Raw genomic sequence first — 25,836 nt, forward strand, 5'->3', positions numbered from 1 at the left:
CAATTGAATTCCGCTCGGGAAACAGGAGATGTTTGCAGATATTTCCAGGATCATTCCCACGCGCTCGCGTGGGAATGATCAATATTAGCCTTCAGATCTTTCTTTCTTCGGCTCGCGAATCTTGTACCAGGCCACATACAGCGCCGGCAAAAACAGCAGCGTCAGCAAGGTGGCGATGATAATGCCGCCGATCATCGCGTAGGCCATCGGCCCCCAGAACACTTCCCGGGCGATGGGAATCATGCCTAGGCTGGCCGCAGCCGCCGTCAGCAGGATCGGCCGGCGCCGGTGCTCAGTGGCTTCCACCACCGCATCCCACGGCGAGTAGCCGTCGCGCTCGTAGGCATCGATCTGCGTCACCAGGATCACCGAGTTGCGGATGATGATGCCGATCAGCGCAAGAATCCCCAGGATCGCCACAAAACCCATGGGCGTGCCCGTGGGAATCAGCGCCAGCACCACACCAATCAACCCCAGCGGCGCGACGCTGGCCACCAGGAACATTTTCTGCACACTGTGCAGCTGGATCATCAGGAAGGTCGCCATCAAAAACAGCATCAGCGGCACCACCTTGGCAATCGGCCCCTGAGCTTTGCCACTTTCTTCCACGGTGCCGCCGGTGGCGACTTTGTAGCCTACCGGCAAACCGGCGCTGAACTTGTCGATTTCAGGCTTCAGTTGTTTCACCAGATCGGTCGGCTGCACCTCATCGCGCACTGCCGCCTTGATGGTGATGGTCGGCTTGCGATCCCGACGCCACACCAGCGGCTGCTCCAGTTCATAGCGCACGGTGGCAAAGGCCGGCAGCGGAATCGAGGTGCCGTTGGGCGTGACGATCTGCAGGTTCTGCAAGGTTTGCGGCGTACCGCGCTCGGCGTCTTCGGCGCGGCCGACCACGTTGATCAGGTAAATATCATCATGTACCTGCGTCACCGCAGCACCGCTGACCACGCTGTTCATCAACTGCGCCACGTCTTCGGACGACAGCCCCAATTGCCGCGCCTTGTCTTGGGCGATATCAACCCGCAGGACTTTGCCCGGCTCGTTCCAGTCGTAGATGATTTCGCCAAGGTGAGTATTTTTATCGAGCAGGGTAGCCAATTCGATGGCGTGTTTGCGCACTTGGTCGATGTCCTTGCCGGAGACCCGGTACTGGATCGGCCTGCCAACAGGCGGGCCCATTTCCAGCGGCTGGACGAAGCTGCCGACGCCGACAAAATCATCGCGCAGGTGTTTTTGCAGGCGGGTAATCAACGCCCCGCGCTCTTCCAGGCCTTTGCTGACAATCACCAACTGCGCGTAGTACGGGTTCTCCAGTTGCTGGTCCAACGGCAGGTAGAACCGGATCGCGCCCTGGCCGATATAGGTACTCCAGCGGGCAATATCGGGGTCGTCCTTGATGATTGCTTCAAGGCGATCCACGGCCTTACGGGTTTCATTGATCGAGGCGTTTTGCGGCAGGTTGAGGTCGACGAGGATTTCCGGGCGGTCGGACGACGGGAAAAACTGGTTCTGCACAAACTGCATGGAAAACACCGACGCGGCGAACAGCAGCACCGTGATGCCGATGGCCCACCAACGGTTGCGCATGGCCCACAGCATGCCGCCATTGAACGCCCGGCCAACACGCCCTGGCTCGGCGCTGTGGGGTTTGACCTTGCTGCTGAGGATATGCACGCCAATCACCGGCGCGAACAACACGGCGACCACCCACGACACCAGCATCGCGACGGCGATCACCGCGAACAGGGTAAAGGTGTACTCACCGGCGGAGCTGGCGTTGAGGCCGATAGGCACGAACCCGGCCACCGTCACCAGCGTCCCGGTCAGCATCGGAAATGCGGTGGAGGTGTAGGCAAAGGTCGCCGCCTGCTCCTTGGTTTCACCTTTTTCCAGGCGCGTGATCATCATCTCCACGGTGATCATCGCGTCATCCACCAGCAGGCCGAGGGCGATGATCAACGCGCCCAACGACACCCGCTGCATGGTGATACCGCTGTACTCCATGAACACGAAGACCAGCGCCAGCACCAATGGAATCGAGCAGGCCACCACCAGACCAGCACGCACGCCGAGGCTGATAAAACTCACCACCAGCACGATGATCACCGCTTCAAACAGCGCGCTGGTAAAGCCGCCGACGGCCTCCTCCACCACTTCTGCCTGATCGGAGACCTTGTGCACACCGACGCCCACCGGCAAGTCGGCAGTCAGGTCATCCATGCGCTGGTGCAGGGCCTTGCCGAAGTCCTGAATATTGCCGCCCTTTTGCATGGCAATGGCCAGGCCGATGGCCGGCTTGCCGTTGAAACGAAACATCGGCCGCGCTGGGTCGACGTAGCCACGGCTGATGTCGGCAATATCCGCCAGCCGATAGAAACGATCATTGAGCCGCAGGTTGACGTTGGCCAGGTCCTTCTCCGAAGCAAACTGCCCCGAGGTGCGCACCGAAATCCGCTCCGGCCCGGCCTCGATCACCCCAGCCGGCGTCACCGCGTTCTGCGATTGCAGGCTCTGCACCACTTGGCGCTGATCAATGCCCAGGGCCGCGAGTTTGCGGGTGGAGAAATTCAGGTAAATCACTTCGTCCTGCTGGCCGATCATCTCGACCTTGCCCAGCCCCGGTACCGAACGAATCTCGGCGCGTACCTGTTCGACGTAATCGCGCAGTTGGCGCATCGACAGGCCATCGGCGGTAAAGGCATACACCGAGCCGAACACATCCCCGAACTCGTCGTTAAACGAAGGCCCTTGCAGCCCCTGGGGGAAGGTGCCGCGAATGTCGTCGATCTTCTTGCGCACCTGGTACCAGATCTGGGGAATATCCTTGGCGCTGGTGGTGTCGCGCAGGAACACGAACACCGTGGACTCACCAGGGCGGGTGTAGCTTTTCACATAGTCGAGGGAGTCCAGCTCTTCGAGTTTTTTCTCGATGCGGTCGGTGACCTGCTTGAGGGTTTCTTCCTGGGTCGCGCCTGGCCAGCGGGTCTGGATCACCATGGTCTTGATGGTGAAGGACGGGTCTTCCTCGCGGCCCAGATTCATATAGGAGAACACGCCCATCAGCAGCGCGACGAACATCAGGTACCAGACGAAGGACTGATGCTTGAGGGCCCAGTCGGATAAGTTGAAACTCCCTTTCATCGCGGGCTGCCCTCGTCGATTTTGACTTTTTGCCCAGGCTTGAGGCTGTTCACGCCGGCACTCACCACCCGTTCGCCGGGTTTTACGCCGCCGTTGAGCAGTGCGCTGTCAGCGTTGCGGCTGATGAGGGTGACGTCGCGTGGCTGAACGGTCTGGCTTTGCATATCGATGACCCAGATTCGGGTTTTGCCATCGACTTCCTGCAAGGTGCTGAGGGGCAGTTCGATACGCGGAGCGATGGCCGAACTCAAGGTCACGCTGATAGCCGTGCCCAGGCGAAAGGCCGCTGGCGTGTCGGCCAGGGTCAGGCGCGCGCGACGGGTGCGGGTGGCGCTTTGGGCCTGGGGCTCGATTTCGCGCACGGTGGCGGTGGTGCTGACATTCGGGTCCATCTGCCCGGCCACGCGGAACACCACGTCGAGCGGCAAGCGCTCGGCCAGGCCGGCGGGCAGGTCGATCACCGCCTCCTTGATATCGGGACGGGCCAGGGTCACTACTTGTTGACCGGCGCTGACCACTTGGCCGGCCTCGGCATTCCAGGCGGTGACGATGCCGGCATGATCAGTGCGCAATTCGCTGTAGTTGAGCTGGTCCTTGGCCTGATTAACCGAGGCCCTGGCCTGATCGAGGGAGGCCTGGGTGGTTTTCAGGTCAGTCTGGGCGATGTCCAGTTGCGCCTGGGCGCCGACGCCACGGTTGAACAGTTCCTGCTGGCGGCGGGCGTTGGCCTGAGCGTTAATCCATTGTGCCTGGACCCGAGCCTGGTCGCCCTGGGCGGCGCGCAGTTGGTTCTGTTGATCGGTAGGGTCGAGGACGGCCAGCAAGGCACCCTTCTCCACTTGCGCGCCTACGTCGACAGCACGCCGGGCGATGCGGCCGGGAACGCGAAAGCCAAGGTTACTTTCGTAGCGGGCCTGGATGGTGCCGGCGAAGCGGCCGAGGTTTTCCTGATCTTCGGATTTCACCTCAACGGACAGCACCGGGCGTATCGGCTCGGGCGCAGGCTCTTCCTTGGAGCAGGCCATCAGCAGCACGCTGGCGGCGAGTAATACCGTCAGCCGTTTCATGGTTGAGCTCTTCATGGTTGAGTGCCTTGAGCCTGGGCCTGATCCGGCGGCTGGGCAATTTCGACCAGCATGCCGGGATGCAGCAGTTGCCCACCCGCCACCACGACTTTTTCGCCGCCCTTGAGACCGTCGCTGATGATCACCTTGCCGGTGAGGTAGCGGCTGACGGTGACCTTATGCAGTTGCGCCTTGCCATCGCTGTCCACCAGCCACACGGCGGGCTCGCTGAGGTCTTTGGTCAGCGCGGCCCAGGGCAGTTCGACACTGGGCTTGGCCGGTGCATTGGCGGTGGCGCTGACCACCGAACCCAGGTCCATGCCCTTGGGCAAGGCGCTCAAGGCGATCTTCACTTGCACCGTGCCGCTGTTGGCGGCCACGGCCGGGGTGACCTCGCGGACTCTGCCCTGGGCCTTGATACTCGGGTTATCCAGCAGGCTGACGGTGATTGGCGCATCGGGCGGCGGCTCCACCAGCAAGGACTCATAGACGTTGAACACCGCGTCACGCTCGCCATCCCGCGCCAGGCTGAAAATCGGCACAGTGGCCTGCACCACTTGGCCGACTTCGGCCTGGCGGGCAGTAATTACGCCGGGAGCGTCGGCAATCAGCGACGTGTAGCCCAACTGCTCACGGGCATTGGCCAGTTGTGCCTGAGCAGCAGCCAGGGCGCTTTGGCTACTGCGCAGGGCAGCCTGGGCCGAATCGTATTCGCTGCGGCTGGTGTAGCCCTTAGGCAGGAGTTTTTCCTGGCGCACAAAGGCGGCGGCGGTCTGTTTGACCCGGGCCTGTTCGGCGACGACCTGGGCCTGGGCGGAATCGACGCTGGTCTGCAAATCCTTGGGATCAAGCTTGGCGAGCACTTGCCTGGCCGTCACCCGGTCACCGACATCGACTATGCGCTGGATGATCTTGCCACCAACGCGAAACGACAGATCGGTCTGCACCCGCGCCTGAATGTCCCCGGTGAGGGTCACGGCAGCGGCAAAATCAGCGGACTTAACGGTTTGCACGAACACCCGGGAATGTTCCTTGGGTTCGGCTTGTTCCTGGCCGCAACCGCTCAACAGCGCCAGCAGGCCAAGGCCGAGAATGATTGTCGAGGTGGGACCGCCCATGCAGGCTCCTTGCTTGATTGACGCGTCTTTGATCATGCGACTCTGAGCGTAGTTGAGGGTTCCACGGGTGCCTCTTTTCTATGGGTTGTGGCGAGGGGGCTTGTCGGATCGCCCCGTTGGGCTGCGAAGCAGCCCCTTACATGCGATGATCTTTTGCCACAACAAGCCCCGTCACCACAGGAAATTGTTCCATGCTCAAAACCCTCGCGGTGGCCAATTACCGTTCGATCAACAAATTGGTGGTGCCGCTGGATCGGTTGAACCTGATCACCGGCCCCAATGGCAGCGGCAAGTCCAACCTGTACCGTGCTTTACGACTGCTGGCGGAGACGGCCCAAGGTGGGGTGATCAACGCGCTGGCCCGTGAAGGAGGGCTGGATTCGACGTTCTGGGCCGGGCCGGAAAACATCAGCCGGCGCATGCTCAGTGGCGAAGTCGAGGTTGAGCCAAGCGTACGCCAGGGCGCCAAGCGCTTGCGCTTGGGGTTTGCCGGGGAGGATTTCAGCTACGCGATCTCCCTGGGTCTGCCGGAGCCCGGCGAGTCATATTTCTCCCTGGACCCGGAGATCAAGAAGGAATGCATCTGGGCCGGCAATGTTTACCGCCCGGCGAGCCTGTTGGTGCAGCGCTCCGGCCCGATGGTGCGCGCCCGCGATGGCCGCGCCTGGGATGTATTGGCCAAGCACACGCCGAACTACCACAGCCTGTTCGATCAGGTTGGTAGCCTGCGGGGTTCGCCGGAGGTGCTGCTGTTGCGCGAGAGCATTCGCGGCTGGCGCTTTTATGATCACTTTCGCAGCGATGTCGACGCCCCGGTGCGTCAGCCGCAACTGGGCACGCGTACGCCAGTGTTGCATCACGACGGTCGGGATTTGGCGGCGGCGTTGCAGACCATTCGCGAGATTGGCGACCCCGAGGCATTGCAACGGGCAATCAGCGATGCGTTTCCCGGGGCTCGGTTGAATATCGAGCCATTGCAGGGCGGACGTTTTGCCATCGAATTTTATCAGGAAGGGTTGCTGCGGCCGTTGTCGGCGGCGGAGTTGTCGGACGGCATCCTGCGCTACTTGCTTCTGGTTGCGGCGCTGCTAACGCCACGGCCACCAACGATGATGGTGCTCAACGAACCAGAAACCAGCCTGCACCCGGACCTGTTGCCGGCGTTGGCGCGGTTGATTATCCAGGTATCGCAGCAGTGCCAGGTGTGGGTGGTGTCCCATGCCAGCCGCTTGATTGCGGCGTTGCAGCAGGATGAGGAGTGCAATTCCATTGTGCTGGAGAAAGTGATGGGGCAGACGCAGATTGTCGGTCAGCGGGTGCTGGATGAGCCGGCTTGGCATTGGCCGAGTTAAGCGGTTAAGGATCGTTCCCACGCGCGAGGGAACGATCAGGTAGAGATTAGCCCTGCCACTTACCGCCTTCAACAATCACGCTTTCGGGCTTGGTGTCATCGCTCAGCTCTTTACGCACATATTGGTCATACAGCTTGAGCAGGAATTTCTCCTCGCCCAGCTTGGCCAATTCACTATTCACCCAATCGCGCAGTTCGATATTGCCCTTCTTTACTGCCGGAGCAATCGGCGCTTCATCACCCAGTTTCTGCTCCAGCACGCGGTAACCAGGGTTCTGCTTGGCCCAGCTGAACAGCACCAAATTGTCCTGGGCATACGCATCACCACGACCGGCGGACAGCGCTTGCAACGACTCGGAGTTTTTCTCGAACTTGAGCAGCTTCCAGTCCGGGTGGTTCTTGGTCAGCCAGATATCGGCAGTGGTACCGGTGGTGACGATGGTGGTACGGGTGGCCAGGTCATCCAGGCTTTTCACCGCACTGTCATTTGGCACCAGGGCCTGGACCGCGACTTTCAGGTTGGGGTTGGTGAAGTCCACCGCCTCCTTGCGTTCCGGGGTCACGGTCATGTTGGCGAGGATCAGGTCGACCTTGTCACTTTGCAGGAACGGAATACGGCTCGCCGGTTCAACGGCGACGAACTCGATCTTGTTCTCGTCGCCCAGCAGATCCTTGGCAAAACGCCGGCCGATGTCCGTATCGAAGCCGACGTAGCGCCCTGCTTCATCGACAAAGCCGAACGGCGGCTTGTCGGTAAATACACCGACAATCAGCTTGTCCCGCGCCTTGATCTTGTCAATGTAGCTCACCACTGCCGGAGCGGCAGCGGCGGGCTTGACGGGTTCTTCGGACTTATTGCAGCCAGCCAGCAAAGCGAGGCCGAACAGTGGCAGTAACAACAGTGAAGATTTGGCAGTTTTCATAACAGCTCCAGTTCCTTGGTCTTTTTGGGCAGTGTTGAAACAAAGGAGAATTTCTCCAGGAACTGCTGCGCGCGTGCGGTTTGCGGGTTCGTAAAGAATTCCTCGGGGGTGTTTTGTTCGAGTATGCGGCCGGCCTCCATAAACACCACGCGGTCGGCGACGGCGCGGGCGAAGGCCATTTCATGGGTGACGATCAGCAGGGTCATACCGTCCCGGGCCAGGCCCTGGATCACCTCCAGCACTTCCTTGACCATTTCCGGGTCGAGGGCGGCGGTGACTTCGTCAAACAGCATGACCTGAGGGTTCATGCACAACGAGCGGACGATGGCGATGCGTTGCTGCTGGCCGCCCGAGAGCTGTCGCGGGAAAGCGTCGCGCTTATCGGACAGGCCAACCCGCTCCAGCAGTTTTTCTGCCTGGGCGCGGGCTTCGCGGGGTTCGCGTTTTTGCACTTTCAGCGGGCCCAGCAAAATATTGTCGAGCACGTTCATATGGGGGAACAGGTGATAACTCTGGAACACCATGCCTACGTTCTGCCGCACCTGGCGCCAGTCGGTGGCCTTGTCCAGCAGTTCACGGCCTGCGAAACGCAAGTGCCCGCTGTGAGCCACTTCCAGGCCATTGAGGCAACGCAACAAAGTACTTTTGCCGCAACCGCTAGGGCCGAGAATCACCACCACTTCGCCGCTTTCGACGCTCAGGTCGATGTCCTTGAGCACCTGCTGCTCGCCGAAGAATTTGTTGAAACCCTGGAACTCGATCAATGCGCTCATGCTTGGGCCCAGCGCCGTTCCAGCACCTTGGAGGCGGCCGACAACGGGTAGCAGATAAAGAAGAAAAACAGGAACAGCGCGCCGTAGATCAACACTGACTCATAGGTGCGCTCGATGATTTGCTGGCCGACCTTGATCACGTCCACCACGCCGATCAGCACCGCCAGGGAGCTGGTCTTGATGATGCGGGTGTAGACGTTGATGGTGGGCGGAGTCATGCGTTTGAGGGCCTGGGGGAGCAGCACGTAACCGTAAAGCTGCGGGTCCGACAAACCAATCGACAGGCCCGCCTCACGTTGCCCGCGCGGCAGGGAATGCAAGGCACCGCGCACCACTTCGCCCACTTCACTGGCGCCCCACAGGGACAGCACCAGCACTGCGCACCAGAAACTGGGAATGCTCAGGCCAAAGAAAATCGGCAGGCCGAAGAACAGCAGGTACAGCCACACCAGCACCGGAATCGCCCGGAACAGCTCCAGGTAAATTCGCAGCACGAGGTTGATGGCTTTCGAATTCAGCGTGCGCAACACGCCGTACAACACGCCGCCGACGGTGCTGAAGGCGATGCTCAAGAAGGAGATCGACAGGGTTTGCGCCGCGCCCTTGCCCAGTTGCGGCAACGACACCCAAAGCAATTCAAGACCCGAACTGGCCATGCTGGAGCCTCCTTTCCAGGCGGCTGAGCAGCAGCGACAGCGGCAGGAACAACAGCACGCAAATCAACGTCAGCACGGCGAGCATTTCGTAGGTTTTGTAGTAGAGGGCGATATAGCTTTTGGCGGTGTAGAGAATCTCTGGCACCGCCACCGCCGAGACCACCGTGGTCTCCTTGAGCAGAAAAATGAAGTTAGCGAACAGTGCCGGCAGGCTGAGAATCCCCGCCTGGGGCAGGATCACGTAGCGCAACAATTGCCAGTGGGACAGGCCGATGGACTTGCCCGACTCGATCTGTGCCAACGGCACCGCCTCAACACCGGCACGCAGCACTTCAGTGAGGTAGGCGCCGCCCAGGAAAGTCATGGTGATGATAGCCGCCCAGAACCCGGAGATATTCACACCCAGGGCCGGCAACGCGAAGTAGACGAAAAACAGTTGGATCAGCAGCGGTGTGTTGCGGGCCAGCTCCACATACAACGCCACCAGGCGCCACAGGTAAGGCGTGCGAAACACCAGCAAGGCTGCGTTGATCAGCGCCACCAGCAGCGATGTGCAGATGGCGATCAGGCCCACTTGCAGCGTCACACCCACGGCCTTGAGAAACGCGGGCAGCGTACTGAGGATAAAAGCGTAATCGAAGGTCATTTGAAGTCCCTGACGCCGCAAGGGTAATGCGGCGCTGGCGCGGTCCGATTCGACGTGGGTAACGCCGAGTAGCGCGAACTTTAAAGGTATAAAAAGTAAAATTTAAATACCTAAATAGCATATTGATATCACCCAAATAGATAACCTGCGGATTCGCGGGGTTGCTGGATGACAGCTACTGTTCTCGGCGTTGTAGGAAACTTCTTTTTATCGGCGCTGAGCTCCAAGGATTGGCAGCGCTTGGCCAGACGGATGGCCACTTAACAGGCGAGGGAATGACCGATGACCGAGACAAAACCGATTGACCCGCAGGAGTTGCTGAAGTGGCTGATGGCGTTGCGGCGGGCGATTAATACCCGAAATCTCTGAAAAAACGCAGGCTAAATGTGGTGAGCGGGCAAGCCCGCTCGCCACAGCCGTCGGCGTTCAAACCTTGAAGGGGGTTTATCAGAACGCTGGCACTACCGCGCCGTTGTACTTCTTCTCGATGAAGGCTTTGACTTCAGGGCTGGTCAGGGCCTTGGCCAGTTTCTGGATAGCCGCGCTGTCCTTGTTGTCTGGACGGGCTACCAGGAAGTTCACGTACGGCGACTTGGCGTCTTCGATAACCAGCGCATCCTTGGCTGGGTTCAGGCCAGCTTCCAGGGCGTAGTTGGTGTTGATCATATCCAGGTCAACCTGGTCCAGAACCCGTGGCAGCAGCGCCGACTCCAGCTCCTTGAACTTCAGGTTCTTTGGGTTACTCGCGATGTCTTTAGGCGTGGACAGAGCGTTGGTCGGGTCTTTCAGGGTGATCAAGCCCGCCTTTTGCAGCAGCAGGAGTGCGCGGCCGCTGTTGGAGCCTTCGTTGGGGATGGCCACGGTCGCGCCATCTTTCAACTCAGCCAGGCTTTTGATTTTCTTCGAGTAACCACCAAAGGGTTCAACGTGCACGCCGATCACGGTGACCAGGTTGGTGCCTTTACCCTTATTGAAGTTTTGCAGGTACGGCAGGGTCTGGAAGTAGTTGGCGTCCAGACGCTTCTCGGCCACTTGTACGTTCGGTTGCACGTAGTCGGTGAAGACCTTGATTTCCAGGTCCACGCCTTCCTTGGCCAGGGCTGGCTTGATCAGTTCAAGGATCTCGGCATGGGGAACCGGGGTGGCAGCCACCACCAGTTTCTCGCCAGCCTGGGCCAGGCTAGCAGTCAGGGCAGCCGCCAGTGCGGTGAATAACAGAACCTTTTTCATGCAGTGTCCTTATCGAAAATCCGGGGCGCCAGCGACGGCCGCTTTTTATATGGTGTGCCAGCGAAGTGCTATCGCGGCGTGAAACGGACAATACCGATATTTTTTATTCCCGAACAATACCTTTTATTCACTTTGATATTCCATTTTGTTCATACAGACGGTAAGCCTTCCAATAGACGCTTCAAAGCACTGCGCTCGGCATCGGTGCCGTCCTGCAGGATCTGCCGGACCTGCTATTCGATCCCCGCCACCGACGGCACACTCACCGGCAAATTCAAATGTTCCGGCAAAATCTCATCGCCACTGCTGACCAGCAGCGCAAAGTGAATGACGTTCTCCAGCTCGCGGGTATTGCCCGGCCAACTGTGGTGTTCCAGCACCCGTTGCGCCGCCTCGCTGATCAATGGCACAGGCAGGTCCAGGCGCTGGCTGTAGATGCCGAGGAAATATTCGGCCAGGGACAGGATATCGCCCACCCGCTCGCGCAGCGCCGGCAACTCAAGATGGCCTTCGTTGAGGTAATGGAACAGGCGCTCGTGGAATTTACCGACAGCCACCGCCTGGGCCAGGTCGATGCTGGTGGCCGCCACCAGGCGCACATCCACCGGGCTAGGCTGGTGAGCGCCGACGCGGGTCACTTCGTGGTTTTCCAGAGCGGCTAGCAACTTGACCTGGATCGGCAACGGCAAGTCGCCGATTTCATCGAGGTACAAGGTGCCGCCGTTGGCCGACCCGAACCAACCGGCGCGACTGCTGGCCGCGCCGCTGTGGCTACCGGCGGCGTAACCAAACAGCTCCGCGTCGGCATAAGTGGGGCTGATGGCGCCGCAATTGACCGAGACAAATAAACCGGCGCGGTCACTGCCGCGGTGGATGTGCCGTGCGAGCAATTCCTTGCCGCTACCGGTTTCACCGCGAATCAACACCGGCAAGGCGCGGGGGGCAAGGCTTTCGAGGTCTTCGCGCAGTTGCCGCGAACGCGGGTCGACAAACACCAGTGCCTTGGCGCGGATGCTAAGGGGACTTTTTTCGGCGTCGGGAAAGGTCAGCAGCGGCTGACCGAAATTTTCATGCAGGCTCATGGCAGGCTCCCACCCCAATCCACTCAGGGACGGGGCGTTCAAGAAATATTACGCACGGCGCCGGGAGTGCTGCTCCAGGCGACTTTGCAGGCGATAGAGGTAAGCGAAACCCTGCTCCCAGCGCTGGTGCCCGGACTTCACATTGATGTGCCCGGCACCGGCGAGAATCCCGGCCTCGGCGCCCCAGTTGCGCGCCAGTTCCATAGCACGAGGGGCGCTGACAGCGCTGTCGTTATCGGAGCTGACGACTTGGCTGGGGAACGGCAGCAAGTCGGTGGGGATCGGTGCGAAATTACGCAGGGCGGGCGCGCAGGCAGGTCGTTCGACATCGGCCGGAGCCACCAGCAAGGCGCCGCGTACCTGGCGCAGGAAATGCACCGGGGCGGTAGCGGCCCAATGGGCGACCGTGATGCAGCCCAGGCTATGGGCGATCAGAATGACCGGGGTGCTGTCGGCGGCAATCGCTTCGGCCAGCGCCGCTACCCAGTCTTCGCGGCGCGGAGTCAGCCAGTCGGCCTGCTCCACCCGAGCGCTGTTGGGCAGACTGTTCTGCCAGTGACTTTGCCAATGGTCTTCTGGCGATCCTTGCCAGCCCGGCACGATCAGATAACGAATCGACTCGCTGTGCATGGGTGTGCCCTCCTGCAGCGTTTAACGTTGCTGACCAGTATAGGGACGAGGTTTATATTCGTTAAGGAATAAGAAGCTATTTATTAATAACCAAAAACTCAAACCTGCCGAAACTGATTGTTCCCACGCAAAGCGTGGGAACAATCACATCGACAGTAAATTTCAGGCAAAAAAAAGGCCGCACCCTGCCAAGGAGACGGCCAAAAAACAGATTCACGCTTTCAGTTGCACGCTACAAGTCAAAGCAGGCTGGCTCTTGCTTGTCGCTTGCAGCTTCGCCCTACCGGGCGGTAATCACCGACAGCTTGGTAATGCCCGCTCGCTCGATAGACGCCATGGCTCGCGCCACTTCGCCGTAGTTCACGCCATCATCGGCTTGCAGTTGTACCCGCACATTGGGGTCCTTGGCCTTGGCCGCCTGCAAGTTGAATTCCAGCAGGTTTGGCTGGATTTCGTCCTTGTTGATAAACACCTTGCCAGCGCCGTCGATGCTCACCACCAGCGGGTCTTTCTGTTCCACCGGGGCCACGGCCTCGGTCTTGGGCAGGTTGATCGGGATCGCATTGGTCAGCAGCGGCGCGGTGACGATAAACACCACCAGCAGCACCAGCATCACGTCCACCAGGGGCGTGACGTTGATCTCGCTCAGTACCTCGTCGCTGTCTTGTGTGGAGAAGGCCATATCAGGACGCCTCCTTCACTTTCTGCGTGCCGCCCTGAGTGGCCGTCTTGTGCAGGGCCGGATGGATCAACACGCGAAACGAGTTCTTCTGCGCCAGGCTGTAGAAGTCGTGGGCGAAGTCGTCGAGGTCAGCGGCCGCAAGCTTCAGGCGACGCAGGAAGTAGTTGTAGACCAGCACCGCCGGCACGGCGACGGCGATACCGACACCGGTCGCGACCAGGGCGGCACCGATGGGACCCGCCACGGTTTCCAGGCTGGCGGAACCGGCGGCACTGATGCCCTTCAACGCTTCCATGATCCCCCACACGGTGCCGAACAGACCGATAAACGGCGAGGTGCTGCCGATACTGGCGACCACGGCCAGGCCGGTTTCCAGGGAGCGACGCTCACGGACTATTTGCTGACGCAGGGCGCGTTCAAGACGGTCCTGGTGATTGATCGCCTGGCTCAGGTCTGCCGCGTGAGACGCATCGCCAACCTGGATCGCTGCATAACCGGCCTGGGCCACGCGGGCAGCCGCGCCGGGCTGGGTCTCGCTCAATTCGGCAGCCGAGTCGAGGCTCGACGCCGCCCAGAACTGTTTGTGGAACTTGCGATCCTGGGCCTTGAGGCGACCGAACTGCACGCCCTTGAGCAGGGCCAGGCCCCAGGTGGCGACGGAAAAGATCACCAACAGCCAGATCACCGTGCTTTCGATGGACTCAAGTGGAGATGCCAATAACGTCATGATGTATTCCCTCGGTGTAAGCGATTTGGTGTTGAGCCCGTGCTCAATGAATCTTGAAGTCGATCGGTACGCTGACCCAGCCGTCCTGGGCGACATCGCCCTGCTTGGCCGGCACGAAGCTCCAACGCTTCACGGCGGTCAGTGCGGCGTCGTCGAGTTGCTGGCGACCACTGCTTTTCTGAATCTGAATCTCGCCCGGCTTGCCGCTGGCCAGCACATGCACCCGCAACAACACCGTGCCTTCCCAGCCACGGCGCTGGGCCAGTGATGGGTATTCAGGCGCCGGATTCTTCAGGTACGCGGCGCTGGCCGAGGCGGGTGTCACCGGCGCTGGCGCGGGCGGGGCCGGCGCTGGAGCAGGTGGAGCCGGTTGCGGTTGCGGCGGCGCGGGCGGTTGCTCGACTGCTTTCGGGGCAGGCCTGGGCTCTGGTTTTGGCACCGGCATGGGCTTGGGTTTCGGAATCGGTTTAGGCGGCGCCGGCTTGGCGGCCAACTCATCGACAACCGGTGGCGGTGGCTCGACCACGGGTGGCGGCGGCGGCGGTGGTACAGGCGGTGGTGGCTCAACCACCGGCGGCGCTGGTTGGGAAAACTCGATGGTCATTGGTGGAATTTCCGGCGGCACTATGGGCAGCACCAGGGTTTCTTTCTGGCTGACCCAGTAGATCACCGCGCCGTGCAGGGCCAACGCCAAGAGCCCTAGCACAATGGCTTCACGGCGACTCAAGACACCCTTGGGGGTTTTCTGCAAACGCAACTGCCCCAACGGCGCGCGATGCCGCCGGCCAAGGTCGACCAACTCACCACCCGGTGCCTGGCGCCATTGCGCCTCTTGAGCACTGGCGGCGGTCTGGACATTGCCCATTGATTAACTCCCTACGATCTTCAGCGAAAAAACCGACGAACCTGCCTGGGCGGCCGTCGAGGGCTGAATCATCGGGGCTAGACACTTATCTCTTAAAGTAATCTTTAAAGTTATAGATAGATCGAAAATGAATATTGGAAATTAGCGCTAACGACAAAGCCGTGGGGCCCGTGGCCTGGCGCCAAGTCGCCGAATTTCGATGCCTTGCAGGCATACAAAATATTCGTCAAAGGCATCGATTTATTTCGTTTCAGAAAACGGCAAAGACTGCACATACTTCCCGCCCTTTTGCCCTCTAAGGAAGATTTCGTGACTGGCTGGCCCTTATGACGCTGAATAACTCGTTCGCCGGAAAACTCGCCGGCTGGGGCCTGCTGGTGGTGTTGGGGCTCAACCTGCGGCCGATCCTCAGTTCCATCAGCCCGTTGCTGGGGGAAATCCGCCTGGCCACCGGCCTGAGTTTCCAAAACAGCGCCCTGCTCACCAGCTTGCCGGCGGTGTGCATGGGCCTGGTGGCATTGGTGGGCGTGCGCCTGGAAGCGCGATTGGGCGAACGTCGGGGTATCGCTCTGGGGTTGATGATGATTCTGCTGGCATGCCTGGCACGCTGGCTGTTTGGCCAGGCGTCGGCGCTGCTGGCCACGGCCTTGCTGGGCGGTGCCGGGGTGGCGCTGATTCAGGCGTTGGTGCCGGCGATGATCAAGCGCCAGTTTCATCAGCGGGTACCGTTGGCGATGGGGGTGTATTCGGCGTCGCTGATGGGCGGCGGCGGCTTGGCGGCGTTGCTCAGCCCCCTGGTCGCCAACCATTTCCAGCACTGGCAGGCCGGGCTGGGGATCTGGCTGCTACCCGCGCTCGGCGCATTACTGCTGTGGGCCTGGTTGCCATTGGGCGCAGCGAAAAACCGGCAGGTGACGGCGCCGTTCCAGGGCCTGCGTAATCGCCGGGCGTGGTTGCTGGCGTTATATTTTGGCTTGGTCAATTGCGGCTACATGAGCATGGTGGCCTGGCTGCCGGCCTACTATCAGCAATTGGGTTGGGGCGTGTTACCCAGTGGTTCACTGCTGGCGTACATGACGATTTTCCAGGTGATCGCCGCGCTGCTGATGCCGGCCCTGGCCCAACGGGGCATCGACCGTCGCCCCTTATTGACCATCAGCCTGCTGGCCCAGACAGTAGGCTACCTCGGCCTATGGCTCGCGCCGCTGCAACAGCCGCATGTGTGGGTAGCGCTGATCGGTTTCGGCCTGGGCGCCTGCTTTGCCCTGAGCCTGCTGCTGACCCTCGACCACCGCCGCGACCCTCGGGAAGCCGGGCAACTGGCGGCATTTGTGCAAGGCGTGGGCTTTTTGATCAACGCCATGTCGCCATGGATGACCGGCTGGTTGCGGGAGCTGACCGGCAGTTTCATCAGCGCCTGGGTAGTGCTGACGGTTACGGTAGTGGCGATGTTGGCCGTGACACAGGTCTTCAGCCCGGCAACCTATCGGACTGCGCCAGCTCTATAAATATGCAATTTAGATCTAACAAGACTATTAATGATTCTTTGACGGAATAAGTAAGGCCATTAAAATCCCCGTTCCCTATGGACGCCGGAAAACCCCATGGACCTTCGCCAACTGCGTTACTTCATCGCTCTCAACGAGTACCGCAGCTTCGTGCGCGCCGCCGATGCCATGGGCATTACGCAACCAGCGTTCAGCCGCAGCATCCAGAGCCTGGAGCAGGAATTTGGCTGCGTCCTGGTGGACCGCGCCCACAAGGAACTGCGCCCCACCCCGCAAGGCCAGGTGGTGTTGCAGCACGCACTGTCCCTGGTCCAGGGTGCGGCGTTGCTCAGTCACGAAGTCACCCACATGACCAAGCTCGACGCCGGCGAACTGCGCTTTGGCAGCGATGCGGTAGCCGCGGTGAATCTGGTGCCCCAGGCGCTCGCGCAGTTCATCGGCGCCTATCCGAAGGTGCGCAGCGGTTTGCAGGTGGATAACTGGGAAAAGCTCGGCCGCAGCTTGAGTCGCGAAGAGATCGAGTTTTTCATTGCCGACGTTCGGCACTTCGAGGCCGATCCGAACTTCCAGACTCAAGCCCTGACGCCCCGTCGCAATGTATTTTTCTGCCGGGCCGGGCACCCGTTGCTGGCCAAGGACAGCCTGTCGACCAATGACCTGTTCGACTATCCGCTGGCCACACCCTTGATCGCACCGGGCAGCCGCAAGTTGCTGGCCAATTTGAGCGGGCGCATCGACTTTTTCCCCAGCATCGAACTGGAACAATTCCCGGCGCTGGCCGCCATCGTGCAGCTCTCCAACGCCATTGGCCTGGGAGCCGAAGAGGCGTTTGTCGAGGCATTCGCCAAAGGTGAACTGGCGGTGTTGCACTGGCGCAATGTGCCCCACACCTTCGACAGTTTGAATAACCGCTGCGCGATTATCAGCCGTACCGGGTTTCGCTTGTCACCGGCGGCGAAAGCGATGATTGAAGTGTTGGTGGCGGTGGACAAACAACAGATCAGCGTCGCGGTTTAGATCGCCATCACGGGCTTGCTACAAGGAGTCCGCCAGCCATCAAAAGTGGTGTAGACACCTATGCAGAGCCACTGGTTAAGCCTCGGCTGTACTACCTTCTTGAGCCTGCATCCGCTCCACCCGCTCAAACCGATTGGCCCGGGCGAACGTGCCGAAATCATTGAACCGCACGCCCATCTCAGCCATTACCTTGTGCGCTACCTTCACCGTCATCTGCCGAATATAAAACGGTTCCTTGACCACAAAATGATGAATCCCATGGGTGCTGCCGAAGTTGAAGCAGAACGCCTGCAACGGCCACATCCACCACGGCTTCAGCACCTGGGTCTGCTGGATCACGTTGCCCAACTCCACGTCGCCGTAGTAGTGCATGTTGGAGCTGACAAAGTGCAGGCAGAAGGTGCGCAGCACGTTGGGCCCGATGATCACCACGGCGGCGATATCGATGACGTGCATCATCGACAGGGTGCCGGCCGACCATTCAATCGGCGCGCCCATCAGGCTGGCGATACCGTTGGCCGCGTGAAATCCGAGAAACACGTACCAAGCGCCCCAATGCAGCAGCGCCAGCGGTGCGTAGACCAGCAACACACGCTTTAGGATGCTCAGTTTGTACTTCCAGGACGGCGCCCGCAGGATGCTGATCAGCGCCGACATGATGTTGTCGCCCACCATCAGCAACCGGGTGATGCCCCAGGGTTCGCCGTTGGTGATCGCGCGTTCTTCGATGTCGGTCGCGGTGCCGGAGACTTTGTGGTGATTGAGGTGCAGATGGCGCCGCACCCACGGGTTGATGGTGCTCGGCCGCGCCAGCCAGACCAGGCCCATCATCAGGTTGTGTGGCAGGCGCTGTTTGCGAAAGTACATGCTGTGGATCAGGTCGTGTTCCAGCTCATGGGCCAGTGACGCCAGGAAAGCATTGAGCAGCAGGCACACCCACCAGGCCATATGCCCCGTGATGTAGAACGCTGCCGAGCCAATCATGCCCATCAGTGCAAAGGCCAGGATGCCCGCGCCCAAGGCGTCCTGATGCAGCAACCAGGGGTGGCGCTGGCGCAATCTGACGCCTTCGGCCAACACCACTTCGCGTATATGCGCTGAGCGTTGCTGTGCGTTCATCTGTTGGGGACTTGCAGAAGTACCGTCCATGCTTCCATCCTCTTAAGTATCAATGCGTGCTTATTCCTGCATGCATCCTGCCAGACGCGGTCGTGCAGGACGCTAGCCCCGCACGCCAACTTGTTGACCGCAAGCGCCAATCCCTATGCCTGAAGCCACTTCCCTCGCCAGCTGGACCCGCGCTCTGCGCAAGCAACTCGACGCCCTGGGCCTCGACAGCGCGGCACTGTGCGCCCAGGCCGGGCTCGACCCGCAGCAGATGGACGATCCAAAAGCGCGTTACCCGTTGTCGGCCACCACGCGGTTGTGGGAACTGGCGGTGCAGGCCAGCGACGATCCGGCTATCGGTTTGCGGGTGTCGCGGTTTGTCAGCCCCACCACGTTTCACGCTCTGGGCTATGCATTGGTGGCCAGCGGCAGTTTGCGGGAAGTGTTCGAGCGGATCGTACGTTATCACCAGGTAGTCAGCGACGCCCTGGTGCTGGAGCTGACCCGGGAAGGCGAGCGCTATTGCTTTCGTTTGCTGCAACCTGGCGACAGCCCGGCGCCGGCCTTCGAAGCCATCGATGCCTTTGCAGCGATTTATGTGCGCACCTGTCGCAACCGCCTGGGACGCGACTATGCACCGCTGGCGGTGTATTTGCGGCGACCGGAACCGGCCGATCCCACGTCCTGGCACACGGTGTTTCGCGCACCGGTATTCTTTGCCGCCGATGAAGACCGCCTGGAGTTCGCCGCCGTTGATTTCGACAGTCACCTGGACGACGCCAACCCGGAACTGGCCGAACACAACGAAACCGTGCTCAACCGTACCCTCGCCCAACTGCAACCGCTGACCTGGGAACGCAGGGTGCGCTCGGCCATCGAAGCGCAACTGCCAGACGGCGAACCCAGCGCCGAGCACATTGCCCAGGCCTTACACTTGAGCCTGCGCAGCTTGCAGCGGCACCTGGCAGATGAAGGCTGTCGGTTTGATGCGCTGCTCAATGAATGCCGGGAGAATCTGGCGTTGCTGCACCTGCGCGATCCCCAATGCTCATTGGCAGAGATCAGTCACTTGTTGGGGTTTGCCGATACCAGCAGTTTCAACCGCGCGTTCAAGCGCTGGACCGGGATGACGCCGGGGCAGTTTCGCGATGGGTTGAGGTAGGGGGCTGCGGCTAAACCGGCGTCCTGCCGGTTTACCCACGGATCAATGCCTGCGTTCAGCCATCGTGGTTAACGGGGCGCCTAAGATCAAAAGCAAAAGCACGGCGGCCTGGTAGCCGACCTGAGTGGTGAGAAGCAAGAGCAGATCCCATGCCCACTGCCCACTGTAGGAGCGAGCTTGCTCGCGATGGTCGTTAACGATGACGCTGGCTTCCTGAATCACCGCGGCGCCCACCCTAAGCCGCCGTTACCGCAGCAGCGGATAGGTACTCAATCACCCCCTAGAACCGAACATGCCGCCCCCCAGCCATCAGAGACGTGTAGATACCATGCCGCGATAAGGCCCTCACAGACACCGCCAAACCACAGCCGATCAGCGCCCGCGATCGCGCCGCAATAACTTCCTCACCCGCGCCACCAACTCCTTGGACTCGAACGGCTTGAGCAAGTAATCATCCTCGTGCAGTTCCAGGCCACGCAGGCGATCCTCAATCCCGTCCTGGGTGGTCAGGAACAACACCGGCGTCTCGCCCTTCTGACGGATCGCCTGCTGCAGCTTCCAGGCATTGAGCCCCGGCAGCATCACATCAAGGATCACCAGGTCGTATTCGCTGCTCTCGACAAAACGCTGGGCAGCCATGCCATTGGCCGCTACTTCAACCGTGTAACTGGCCTCGTTCAGGCCCCGGGCCATCCACTCTGCCGTCTCCGACTCGTGTTCCACTAGCAGCACACGCATAACACACCTCGAATGATCGTAACTGCAGGCTAACACCCTCAGGCGTGGGCCGCCTCCCGCAACCGCTGCGCATCGAGGATTTCGATCTCGCCATAGCCCAAACGCAGGATGCCCTGCCCTTGCAAGTCCTTGAGCAACGCGTTGGTGGTCTGGCGCGATAGGCTGAGCATCGCTGCCAGGTCTTCCTGGGGCAGTTGCAGCACACGTCTTGACCGTTCGATCTCGCCGTAGCCCTCGGCGATCATCAACAAACGGTGGGCCACCCGTACCGACGCCGGCATCAGGCTCAGTTGCTCGATGTTGATAAAGGTCAGGCGCAACTTTTGGCTCATCAGCAGGGCCATGTCACGCCAGTAAACGGGGGTTTCGTCGAGTATCTGCAGCAGGGCCGGCTGCGGCACCTGCAACAACGTGCAGGGCCCGACGGCGCAGGCGTCATGGGTACGCGGCAAACCGTCGAACAGGGAAATTTCGCCGAGCCAGTAAGGCGATTCCGCCAGGCTCAACACCGCCTCCTTACCCTGCTCGTTCACCGCACTAATGCGCAAGGTACCTTCCAACACCGCATACAAGCCACACGGCGGGTCGCCGCGTTTGAACAGGTATTGCCCCGCCGTCAGCTGCCGCAAGCGGGCATGGGCGAGCAAGCTATCCTGTAACTGAGCAGGCAGGTGGCTGTACCAATGACCGGTCGACAGTCGTGGGGGCCATTTCTCTGCGTCCATGAGAACTCCGAAGATTGTCGGCCAGCTGACAGTTGGCCGCAGGCCGACAAGGCATGATCAACCATCCTACAGGAGGAATAACAATGAAAAGCCTCGTCGACCATCTCAGTCAATATGCAGCCTACCACCGTGACCCGCGCAACATTGCCAGCCACTTTATCGGCATCCCCTTGATCGTCGTCGCCGTCGCGGTCTTGCTCTCACGCCCCGAATGGTCACTGGCCGGCTTCTGGCTGTCGCCGGCCGTGCTGCTGGCGCTGTTCTCGGCCTGGTTCTACCTGCGCCTGGAATTGGCCCTCGGCATGTTGATGACGGTGCTGATGGGCTTGTCGGTGTGGACAGGGCATGTGCTGGCGGCGCAAAGCACACTCGTCTGGCTCAGCAGCGGCATCGGCATGTTTGTGGTGGGCTGGGTGATCCAGTTTGTCGGCCATTACTACGAAGGCAGAAAGCCTGCGTTTGTCGATGACGTGTCCGGGCTGATTGTGGGGCCGTTGTTTGTGGTAGCGGAGTTGGCGTTTTTGCTGGGGTTGCGCCAGCAGCTCAAGCACCAGATCGAAGAGCGCTCGGGGCCGGTAGCGGTGCGCAACAAGAATGCCACAGCCTAACGATAGCGCTGCCGAAACGCCCGAGGGCTGACCCCTTTGGCGCAATTGCGCGAGTGGCGGGTGCAGAGCTGGCACGAGCGCAGTGCGCCGCAAGGCTATGCATTTCCAGGTGATCCGCGGGAATGGGAAAAGACCCGGTATGCACAGGCCAGGCTGAATGAGCTTGGAGAAAGAGTTTTAGGGATCACCACCTAACCCTGTAGAGCCGGCTTGCCGGCGCCTACAGGTATATCACTCAGGCCTTCTGCCAAACCTTGGGCTTGAAGAACAACGTCTCGCCGCGCGCCAGGCCGGTCAGGCTGTCGTGGTCTTTCACCACTTCAGCTTCGATCAGTTCGTTCTGGCCTTCGACTTTCAGGGTCACCCGAGTGGTCGCTCCCAGCGGTCGAATATCGCGCACTTGCGCCGCATGGTGATCTTCCAGTTCATGGCGCGACAGCGACACTTCATGGGGGCGGAACAACACATGCTTGTCCTCCCCCAAATACAGGCGGTTGGAGTCGCCCAGGAAGTGGTAAACGAAATCGCTGGCCGGGTTTTCGTAGACTTCGCCCGGTGAGCCGATCTGCTCGATCACGCCCTTGTTCATCACCACGATACGGTCGGCGACTTCCATGGCCTCTTCCTGGTCGTGAGTCACAAACACCGAGGTCAGGTTGATGTCTTCGTGCAGACGCGCCAGCCAGCGGCGCAGTTCTTTACGGACCTTGGCATCGAGGGCGCCGAAAGGCTCATCGAGCAGCAGCACTTTCGGTTCCACCGCCAGGGCGCGGGCCAGGGCGATGCGCTGGCGCTGGCCACCGGAGAGTTGTTCCGGGTAACGGTCAGACAACCAGTCCAGCTGCACCATGTTCAGCAACTCATGAACCTTGACCGCAATCTGGCTCTCGGTTGGACGCTGTTTTTTCGGTTTCATGCGCAGGCCGAACGCGACGTTGTCGAACACTGTCATGTGGCGGAACAGCGCGTAATGCTGGAACACAAAACCCACGTTGCGATCACGCACATCGTGGCCAGAGACGTCTTCGCCGTGGAAGACGATGCTGCCATCATCCGGTGTTTCCAGGCCGGCGATGATGCGCAGCAAGGTGGTCTTGCCGCAGCCGGAGGGGCCAAGCAACGCCACCAGCTCGCCACTCTGGATGTCCAGATTGATGCTGTTCAGGGCCTTGAAGGCGTTGAAATTCTTGCTGACATTACGGACTTCGATCGACATGACTTATTCCTCAGCCGCACCGGCGCGCAGGCGGTTAATACGGTTCTCGCTCCACTGCTTGAGCAGCAGGATGAAGAGCGCCAGGATCAGCAACAGGCTCGCAACGGCAAACGCGGCGACGTGGTTGTATTCGTTGTAGAGAATCTCGACGTGCAGCGGCAACGTATTGGTGACGCCACGAATGTGCCCGGACACCACCGACACCGCACCGAACTCACCCATGGCCCGCGCAGTACACAGCACCACACCGTAGATCAGGCCCCACTTGATGTTCGGCACGGTGACATGCCAAAACATCTGCCAGCCGTTGGCACCCAACAGGCGTGCGGCTTCTTCTTCCTGGGTGCCCTGCTCTTGCATCAGCGGGATTAGTTCACGGGCCACGAACGGCACGGTGACGAAGATCGTCGCCAGCACGATGCCCGGCAAGGCGAAGACGATCTGGATGTCGTGATCCTGCAACCACGGGCCAAAGAAGCCCTGGGCGCCGAACATCAGCACATAGACCAGGCCGGCGATCACCGGCGATACCGAGAACGGCAGGTCAATCAGCGTCACCAGCATGCTCTTGCCACGGAACGAGTACTTGCTCACGCACCAGGCGGCGCTGACCCCAAACACCACGTTGAGCGGCACCGAAATCAGCACGGCGATCACTGTCAGTTTCAGTGCCGACAGCGCGTCGGGTTCAAAGATCGCGGCAAAGAACGCACCCAAACCCAGTTTCAGGCCCTGGGACACCACGATAAACAGCGGCAGCAGCAAAAACAGGGCGAAGACCAGCCAGCCAAGGCCGATCAGGATGCGCCGGGATACGGCGCTGCCACGGCGGGCAGCGTTGGCCGACGAGGCGGCGGCAATAGACGATTGGGACATTGTGCGCGCCTCCTTATGGACGTTCGATGCGCCGCTGCAACAAGTTGATCAGCAGCAGCAGGACAAAGGAAACCACCAGCATCAGCACGCCGATGGAGGTAGCGCCGGTGTAGTCGTATTGGTCGAGCTTGACCATGATCAGCAGCGGCAGGATCTCGGTTTTCATCGGCATGTTGCCGGCGATGAAAATCACCGAACCGTACTCACCGACACCTCGGGCGAAGGCCAGCGCGAAGCCGGTCAGCCAGGCGGGCAGCAACGCCGGTACGAGAATGTAGCGGAACACCTGCAACGGCTTGGCACCCAGGCAGGCAGCAGCTTCTTCGATTTCCCGGGGGATATCGGCCAGCACCGGCTGCACCGTACGCACCACAAATGGCAGCGTGACGAAGGTCAGCGCCAGGGTGATGCCCAGCGGGGTGTAGGCGATCTTGAAGCCCAGGTCGGCGGCGAACTGGCCCACCAGGCCGGCAGGCGCATATAAAGCAGTCAGTGCGATACCGGCCACTGCGGTGGGCAGGGCGAACGGCAGGTCGATCATCGCGTCGATGATCTTGCGGCCGGGGAAGGTGTAGCGCACCAGCACCCAGGCCAGCAGCGTGCCGATCACGCCGTTGATGATCGCGGCGTACAACGCGGTGCCGAAGCTGAGCTTCAACGCCGCCAACACGCGAGGCGCCGAGATGATGGCCCAGAACTGATCCCAGGTGAGTTGGGCGGCATGCACAAACATCGCCGCTAGCGGTATGAGCACAATCAGACTGAGGTACACCAAGGTGTAGCCCAGCGTCAGCCCGAAGCCGGGTATGACGGGGGAGGTACGACGCGACATAAAAGTCCTTGGTTAACGGGTAGATGCCACTGTAGGAGCGCGCTTGCTCGCGAAGAATTCAAGGGCAACGCGTTCATTCAGAATGCCGCGTCATCGTTGACGATCTTCGCGAGCAAGCTCGCTCCTACAAGTAGTGTGGCTTACTGGGCAGTGTAGATCTGGTCGAACACGCCACCGTCATTGAAGAATTTCGGTTGGGCAGTTTTCCAGCCGCCGAAGTCTTTGTCGATAGTCACCAGGGCCAGTTTCGGGAACTGCTGGGCGTATTTGGCGGCCACGTCCTTGTCACGTGGACGGTAGAAGTTCTTCGCCGCGATTTCCTGACCGGCCGGGCTGTACAGGTGATTGAGGTACGCCGTGGCAATCTCGGTGTTGCCCTTTTTCTCGGCATTCTTGTCAACCACGGCCACTGGCGGCTCGGCGAGGATCGACAGCGATGGAACCACGATGTCGAACTTGTCGGCACCGCCGTCTTCTTTCAGCGCCAGGAAGGCTTCGTTTTCCCAGGCCAGCAACACGTCACCCTGACCGTTGTTGACGAAGGTAATGGTCGAGCCACGGGCGCCGGTGTCGAGAATCGGCACGTGCTTAAACAGCTCCTTGACGTATTCCTGGGCCTTGGCTTCGCTGCCACCGGCCTTGAGGCCATAAGCCCAGGCGGCGAGGAAGTTCCAGCGCGCGCCGCCGGAGGTTTTCGGGTTCGGGGTGATCACCGAGACGTCGTTTTTGATCAGGTCGCCCCAGTCCTTGATGCCTTTAGGGTTGCCCTTGCGCACCAGGAACACGATGGTCGAGGTGTACGGGGTGCTGGCGTCCGGCAGGCGGGTCTGCCAGTTTTCCGGGAGGGTCTTGCCCAGTTTGGCGATTTCGTCGATATCACCGGCCAGGGCCAGGGTGACTACGTCGGCACGCAGGCCGTCGATCACGGCCCGGCCTTGCTTGCCCGAACCACCGTGGGATTGCTGGATCTTGACGTTGTCGCCCGGATGCTCTTTCTTCCAGAAGCTGGTGAACTCAGCGTTGTAATCCTGGTACAGCTCACGGGTAGGGTCGTACGAGACGTTGAGCAACTCGTAGTCCTTGGCAACGGCGGAACCTGCAAACACGGCGCTGGCCAGTGCAGCCAGGGCATAACGGCGAATCGACGACATAGAGA

The 25,836-nt window shown here is 60.5% G+C and carries 24 protein-coding genes and 1 pseudogene; 5 read left to right on the plus strand and 20 right to left on the minus strand.

Features of this window, described 5'->3' with window-relative positions; all coding sequences use genetic code 11:
* Positions 1-84 precede the first annotated feature (84 nt).
* The 3 genes from FQ182_RS18410 to FQ182_RS18420 are packed head-to-tail and all read right to left on the minus strand — an operon-like array spanning position 85 to position 5,326.
* Positions 85-3,144, minus strand: coding sequence for an efflux RND transporter permease subunit (locus tag FQ182_RS18410; protein WP_149413892.1), 3,060 nt, complete (start codon positions 3,142-3,144; stop codon positions 85-87).
* Complete coding sequence (locus tag FQ182_RS18415; protein ID WP_149413907.1) at positions 3,141-4,211, minus strand: efflux RND transporter periplasmic adaptor subunit; 1,071 nt, start codon at positions 4,209-4,211, stop codon at positions 3,141-3,143. The genes FQ182_RS18410 and FQ182_RS18415 overlap by 4 nt, the downstream gene beginning before the upstream one ends.
* A gap of 11 nt (positions 4,212-4,222) precedes the next feature.
* Positions 4,223-5,326 carry an efflux RND transporter periplasmic adaptor subunit gene (locus tag FQ182_RS18420; protein ID WP_149413893.1) on the minus strand — a complete coding sequence of 368 codons (1,104 nt, stop codon included), beginning with the start codon at positions 5,324-5,326 and terminating at the stop codon, positions 4,223-4,225.
* 191 nt (positions 5,327-5,517) lie between these two features.
* Between FQ182_RS18420 and FQ182_RS18425 the strand changes: the two genes are divergently transcribed.
* Positions 5,518-6,678 (plus strand): AAA family ATPase, encoded by a 1,161-nt coding sequence (locus FQ182_RS18425; RefSeq protein ID WP_149413894.1) that lies wholly within the window; start codon positions 5,518-5,520, stop codon positions 6,676-6,678.
* A 46-nt stretch (positions 6,679-6,724) separates the two neighbouring features.
* Here the strand turns inward: FQ182_RS18425 and FQ182_RS18430 are convergent, their stop codons facing one another.
* The 10 genes and pseudogenes from FQ182_RS18430 to FQ182_RS18475 form a co-directional block, all read right to left on the minus strand.
* Positions 6,725-7,600, minus strand: coding sequence for a transporter substrate-binding domain-containing protein (locus FQ182_RS18430; RefSeq protein ID WP_149413895.1), 876 nt, complete (start codon positions 7,598-7,600; stop codon positions 6,725-6,727).
* Positions 7,597-8,373: an amino acid ABC transporter ATP-binding protein gene (locus tag FQ182_RS18435; protein WP_149413896.1), complete on the minus strand. Its 777-nt coding sequence runs from the start codon at positions 8,371-8,373 to the stop codon at positions 7,597-7,599. Before FQ182_RS18435 ends, FQ182_RS18430 begins: the two co-directional genes overlap by 4 nt.
* Entirely contained in the window at positions 8,370-9,029 is a 660-nt protein-coding gene (locus FQ182_RS18440; RefSeq protein ID WP_063033610.1) for an amino acid ABC transporter permease, read from the minus strand. Before FQ182_RS18440 ends, FQ182_RS18435 begins: the two co-directional genes overlap by 4 nt.
* Positions 9,010-9,675: an amino acid ABC transporter permease gene (locus FQ182_RS18445; RefSeq protein WP_133103013.1), complete on the minus strand. Its 666-nt coding sequence runs from the start codon at positions 9,673-9,675 to the stop codon at positions 9,010-9,012. The genes FQ182_RS18440 and FQ182_RS18445 overlap by 20 nt, the downstream gene beginning before the upstream one ends.
* A 447-nt stretch (positions 9,676-10,122) precedes the next feature.
* Complete coding sequence (locus FQ182_RS18450; protein WP_149413897.1) at positions 10,123-10,905, minus strand: MetQ/NlpA family ABC transporter substrate-binding protein; 783 nt, start codon at positions 10,903-10,905, stop codon at positions 10,123-10,125.
* Between the two features lie 149 nt (positions 10,906-11,054).
* Positions 11,055-11,987: pseudogene (locus FQ182_RS18455) on the minus strand (sigma 54-interacting transcriptional regulator).
* A 48-nt stretch (positions 11,988-12,035) separates the two neighbouring features.
* Positions 12,036-12,617, minus strand: a complete 582-nt coding sequence (locus FQ182_RS18460) for an alpha/beta hydrolase (protein ID WP_149413898.1) — start codon at positions 12,615-12,617, stop codon at positions 12,036-12,038.
* A 280-nt stretch (positions 12,618-12,897) separates the two neighbouring features.
* Complete coding sequence (locus FQ182_RS18465; RefSeq protein WP_149413899.1) at positions 12,898-13,299, minus strand: biopolymer transporter ExbD; 402 nt, start codon at positions 13,297-13,299, stop codon at positions 12,898-12,900.
* A gap of 1 nt (position 13,300) precedes the next feature.
* Complete coding sequence (locus FQ182_RS18470) at positions 13,301-14,026, minus strand: MotA/TolQ/ExbB proton channel family protein (RefSeq protein WP_149413900.1); 726 nt, start codon at positions 14,024-14,026, stop codon at positions 13,301-13,303.
* 43 nt (positions 14,027-14,069) lie between these two features.
* The gene (locus FQ182_RS18475; RefSeq protein WP_149413901.1) at positions 14,070-14,891 is read right to left on the minus strand and encodes an energy transducer TonB; all 822 of its coding nucleotides are present in this window, start codon (positions 14,889-14,891) and stop codon (positions 14,070-14,072) included.
* Between the two features lie 326 nt (positions 14,892-15,217).
* Between FQ182_RS18475 and FQ182_RS18480 the strand changes: the two genes are divergently transcribed.
* Positions 15,218-16,399 carry a CynX/NimT family MFS transporter gene (locus tag FQ182_RS18480; RefSeq protein WP_149413902.1) on the plus strand — a complete coding sequence of 394 codons (1,182 nt, stop codon included), beginning with the start codon at positions 15,218-15,220 and terminating at the stop codon, positions 16,397-16,399.
* Positions 16,400-16,495: 96 nt separating this feature from the next.
* A complete protein-coding gene (locus tag FQ182_RS18485) occupies positions 16,496-17,416 on the plus strand; it encodes a LysR family transcriptional regulator (RefSeq protein ID WP_149413903.1) in 921 nt (306 codons plus the stop codon).
* A 75-nt stretch (positions 17,417-17,491) separates the two neighbouring features.
* On the opposite strand, the gene FQ182_RS18490 is transcribed toward FQ182_RS18485, so the two are convergent.
* The gene (locus tag FQ182_RS18490; RefSeq protein ID WP_149413904.1) at positions 17,492-18,565 is read right to left on the minus strand and encodes a fatty acid desaturase; all 1,074 of its coding nucleotides are present in this window, start codon (positions 18,563-18,565) and stop codon (positions 17,492-17,494) included.
* A 115-nt stretch (positions 18,566-18,680) separates the two neighbouring features.
* Here FQ182_RS18490 and FQ182_RS18495 point away from each other — a divergent pair, with 115 nt between their 5' ends.
* Positions 18,681-19,685, plus strand: a complete 1,005-nt coding sequence (locus tag FQ182_RS18495) for an AraC family transcriptional regulator (protein WP_149413905.1) — start codon at positions 18,681-18,683, stop codon at positions 19,683-19,685.
* Between the two features lie 372 nt (positions 19,686-20,057).
* Here FQ182_RS18495 and FQ182_RS18505 read toward each other — a convergent pair whose 3' ends face one another.
* Together FQ182_RS18505 and FQ182_RS18510 are read right to left on the minus strand one after the other, a co-directional pair.
* Positions 20,058-20,423 (minus strand): response regulator, encoded by a 366-nt coding sequence (locus FQ182_RS18505; protein ID WP_149414224.1) that lies wholly within the window; start codon positions 20,421-20,423, stop codon positions 20,058-20,060.
* A 38-nt stretch (positions 20,424-20,461) separates the two neighbouring features.
* The gene (locus FQ182_RS18510; protein ID WP_149414225.1) at positions 20,462-21,148 is read right to left on the minus strand and encodes a Crp/Fnr family transcriptional regulator; all 687 of its coding nucleotides are present in this window, start codon (positions 21,146-21,148) and stop codon (positions 20,462-20,464) included.
* An 83-nt stretch (positions 21,149-21,231) separates the two neighbouring features.
* Between FQ182_RS18510 and FQ182_RS18515 the strand changes: the two genes are divergently transcribed.
* Entirely contained in the window at positions 21,232-21,756 is a 525-nt protein-coding gene (locus FQ182_RS18515; protein WP_149414226.1) for a DUF962 domain-containing protein, read from the plus strand.
* A 235-nt stretch (positions 21,757-21,991) separates the two neighbouring features.
* Here FQ182_RS18515 and FQ182_RS18525 read toward each other — a convergent pair whose 3' ends face one another.
* The 4 genes from FQ182_RS18525 to FQ182_RS18540 form a co-directional block, all read right to left on the minus strand.
* Positions 21,992-22,972: a sulfate/molybdate ABC transporter ATP-binding protein gene (locus FQ182_RS18525; protein WP_149414227.1), complete on the minus strand. Its 981-nt coding sequence runs from the start codon at positions 22,970-22,972 to the stop codon at positions 21,992-21,994.
* A 3-nt stretch (positions 22,973-22,975) separates the two neighbouring features.
* Positions 22,976-23,848 carry a sulfate ABC transporter permease subunit CysW gene (cysW, locus tag FQ182_RS18530; RefSeq protein ID WP_149414228.1) on the minus strand — a complete coding sequence of 291 codons (873 nt, stop codon included), beginning with the start codon at positions 23,846-23,848 and terminating at the stop codon, positions 22,976-22,978.
* Positions 23,849-23,861: 13 nt separating this feature from the next.
* Positions 23,862-24,680, minus strand: a complete 819-nt coding sequence (cysT, locus tag FQ182_RS18535; protein ID WP_133103001.1) for a sulfate ABC transporter permease subunit CysT — start codon at positions 24,678-24,680, stop codon at positions 23,862-23,864.
* Positions 24,681-24,820: 140 nt separating this feature from the next.
* Positions 24,821-25,831: a sulfate ABC transporter substrate-binding protein gene (locus FQ182_RS18540; RefSeq protein WP_149414229.1), complete on the minus strand. Its 1,011-nt coding sequence runs from the start codon at positions 25,829-25,831 to the stop codon at positions 24,821-24,823.
* Positions 25,832-25,836: the final 5 nt, after the last annotated feature.

The organism is Pseudomonas sp. ANT_H4 (genome assembly GCF_008369295.1).
Lineage (GTDB): Bacteria > Pseudomonadota > Gammaproteobacteria > Pseudomonadales > Pseudomonadaceae > Aquipseudomonas.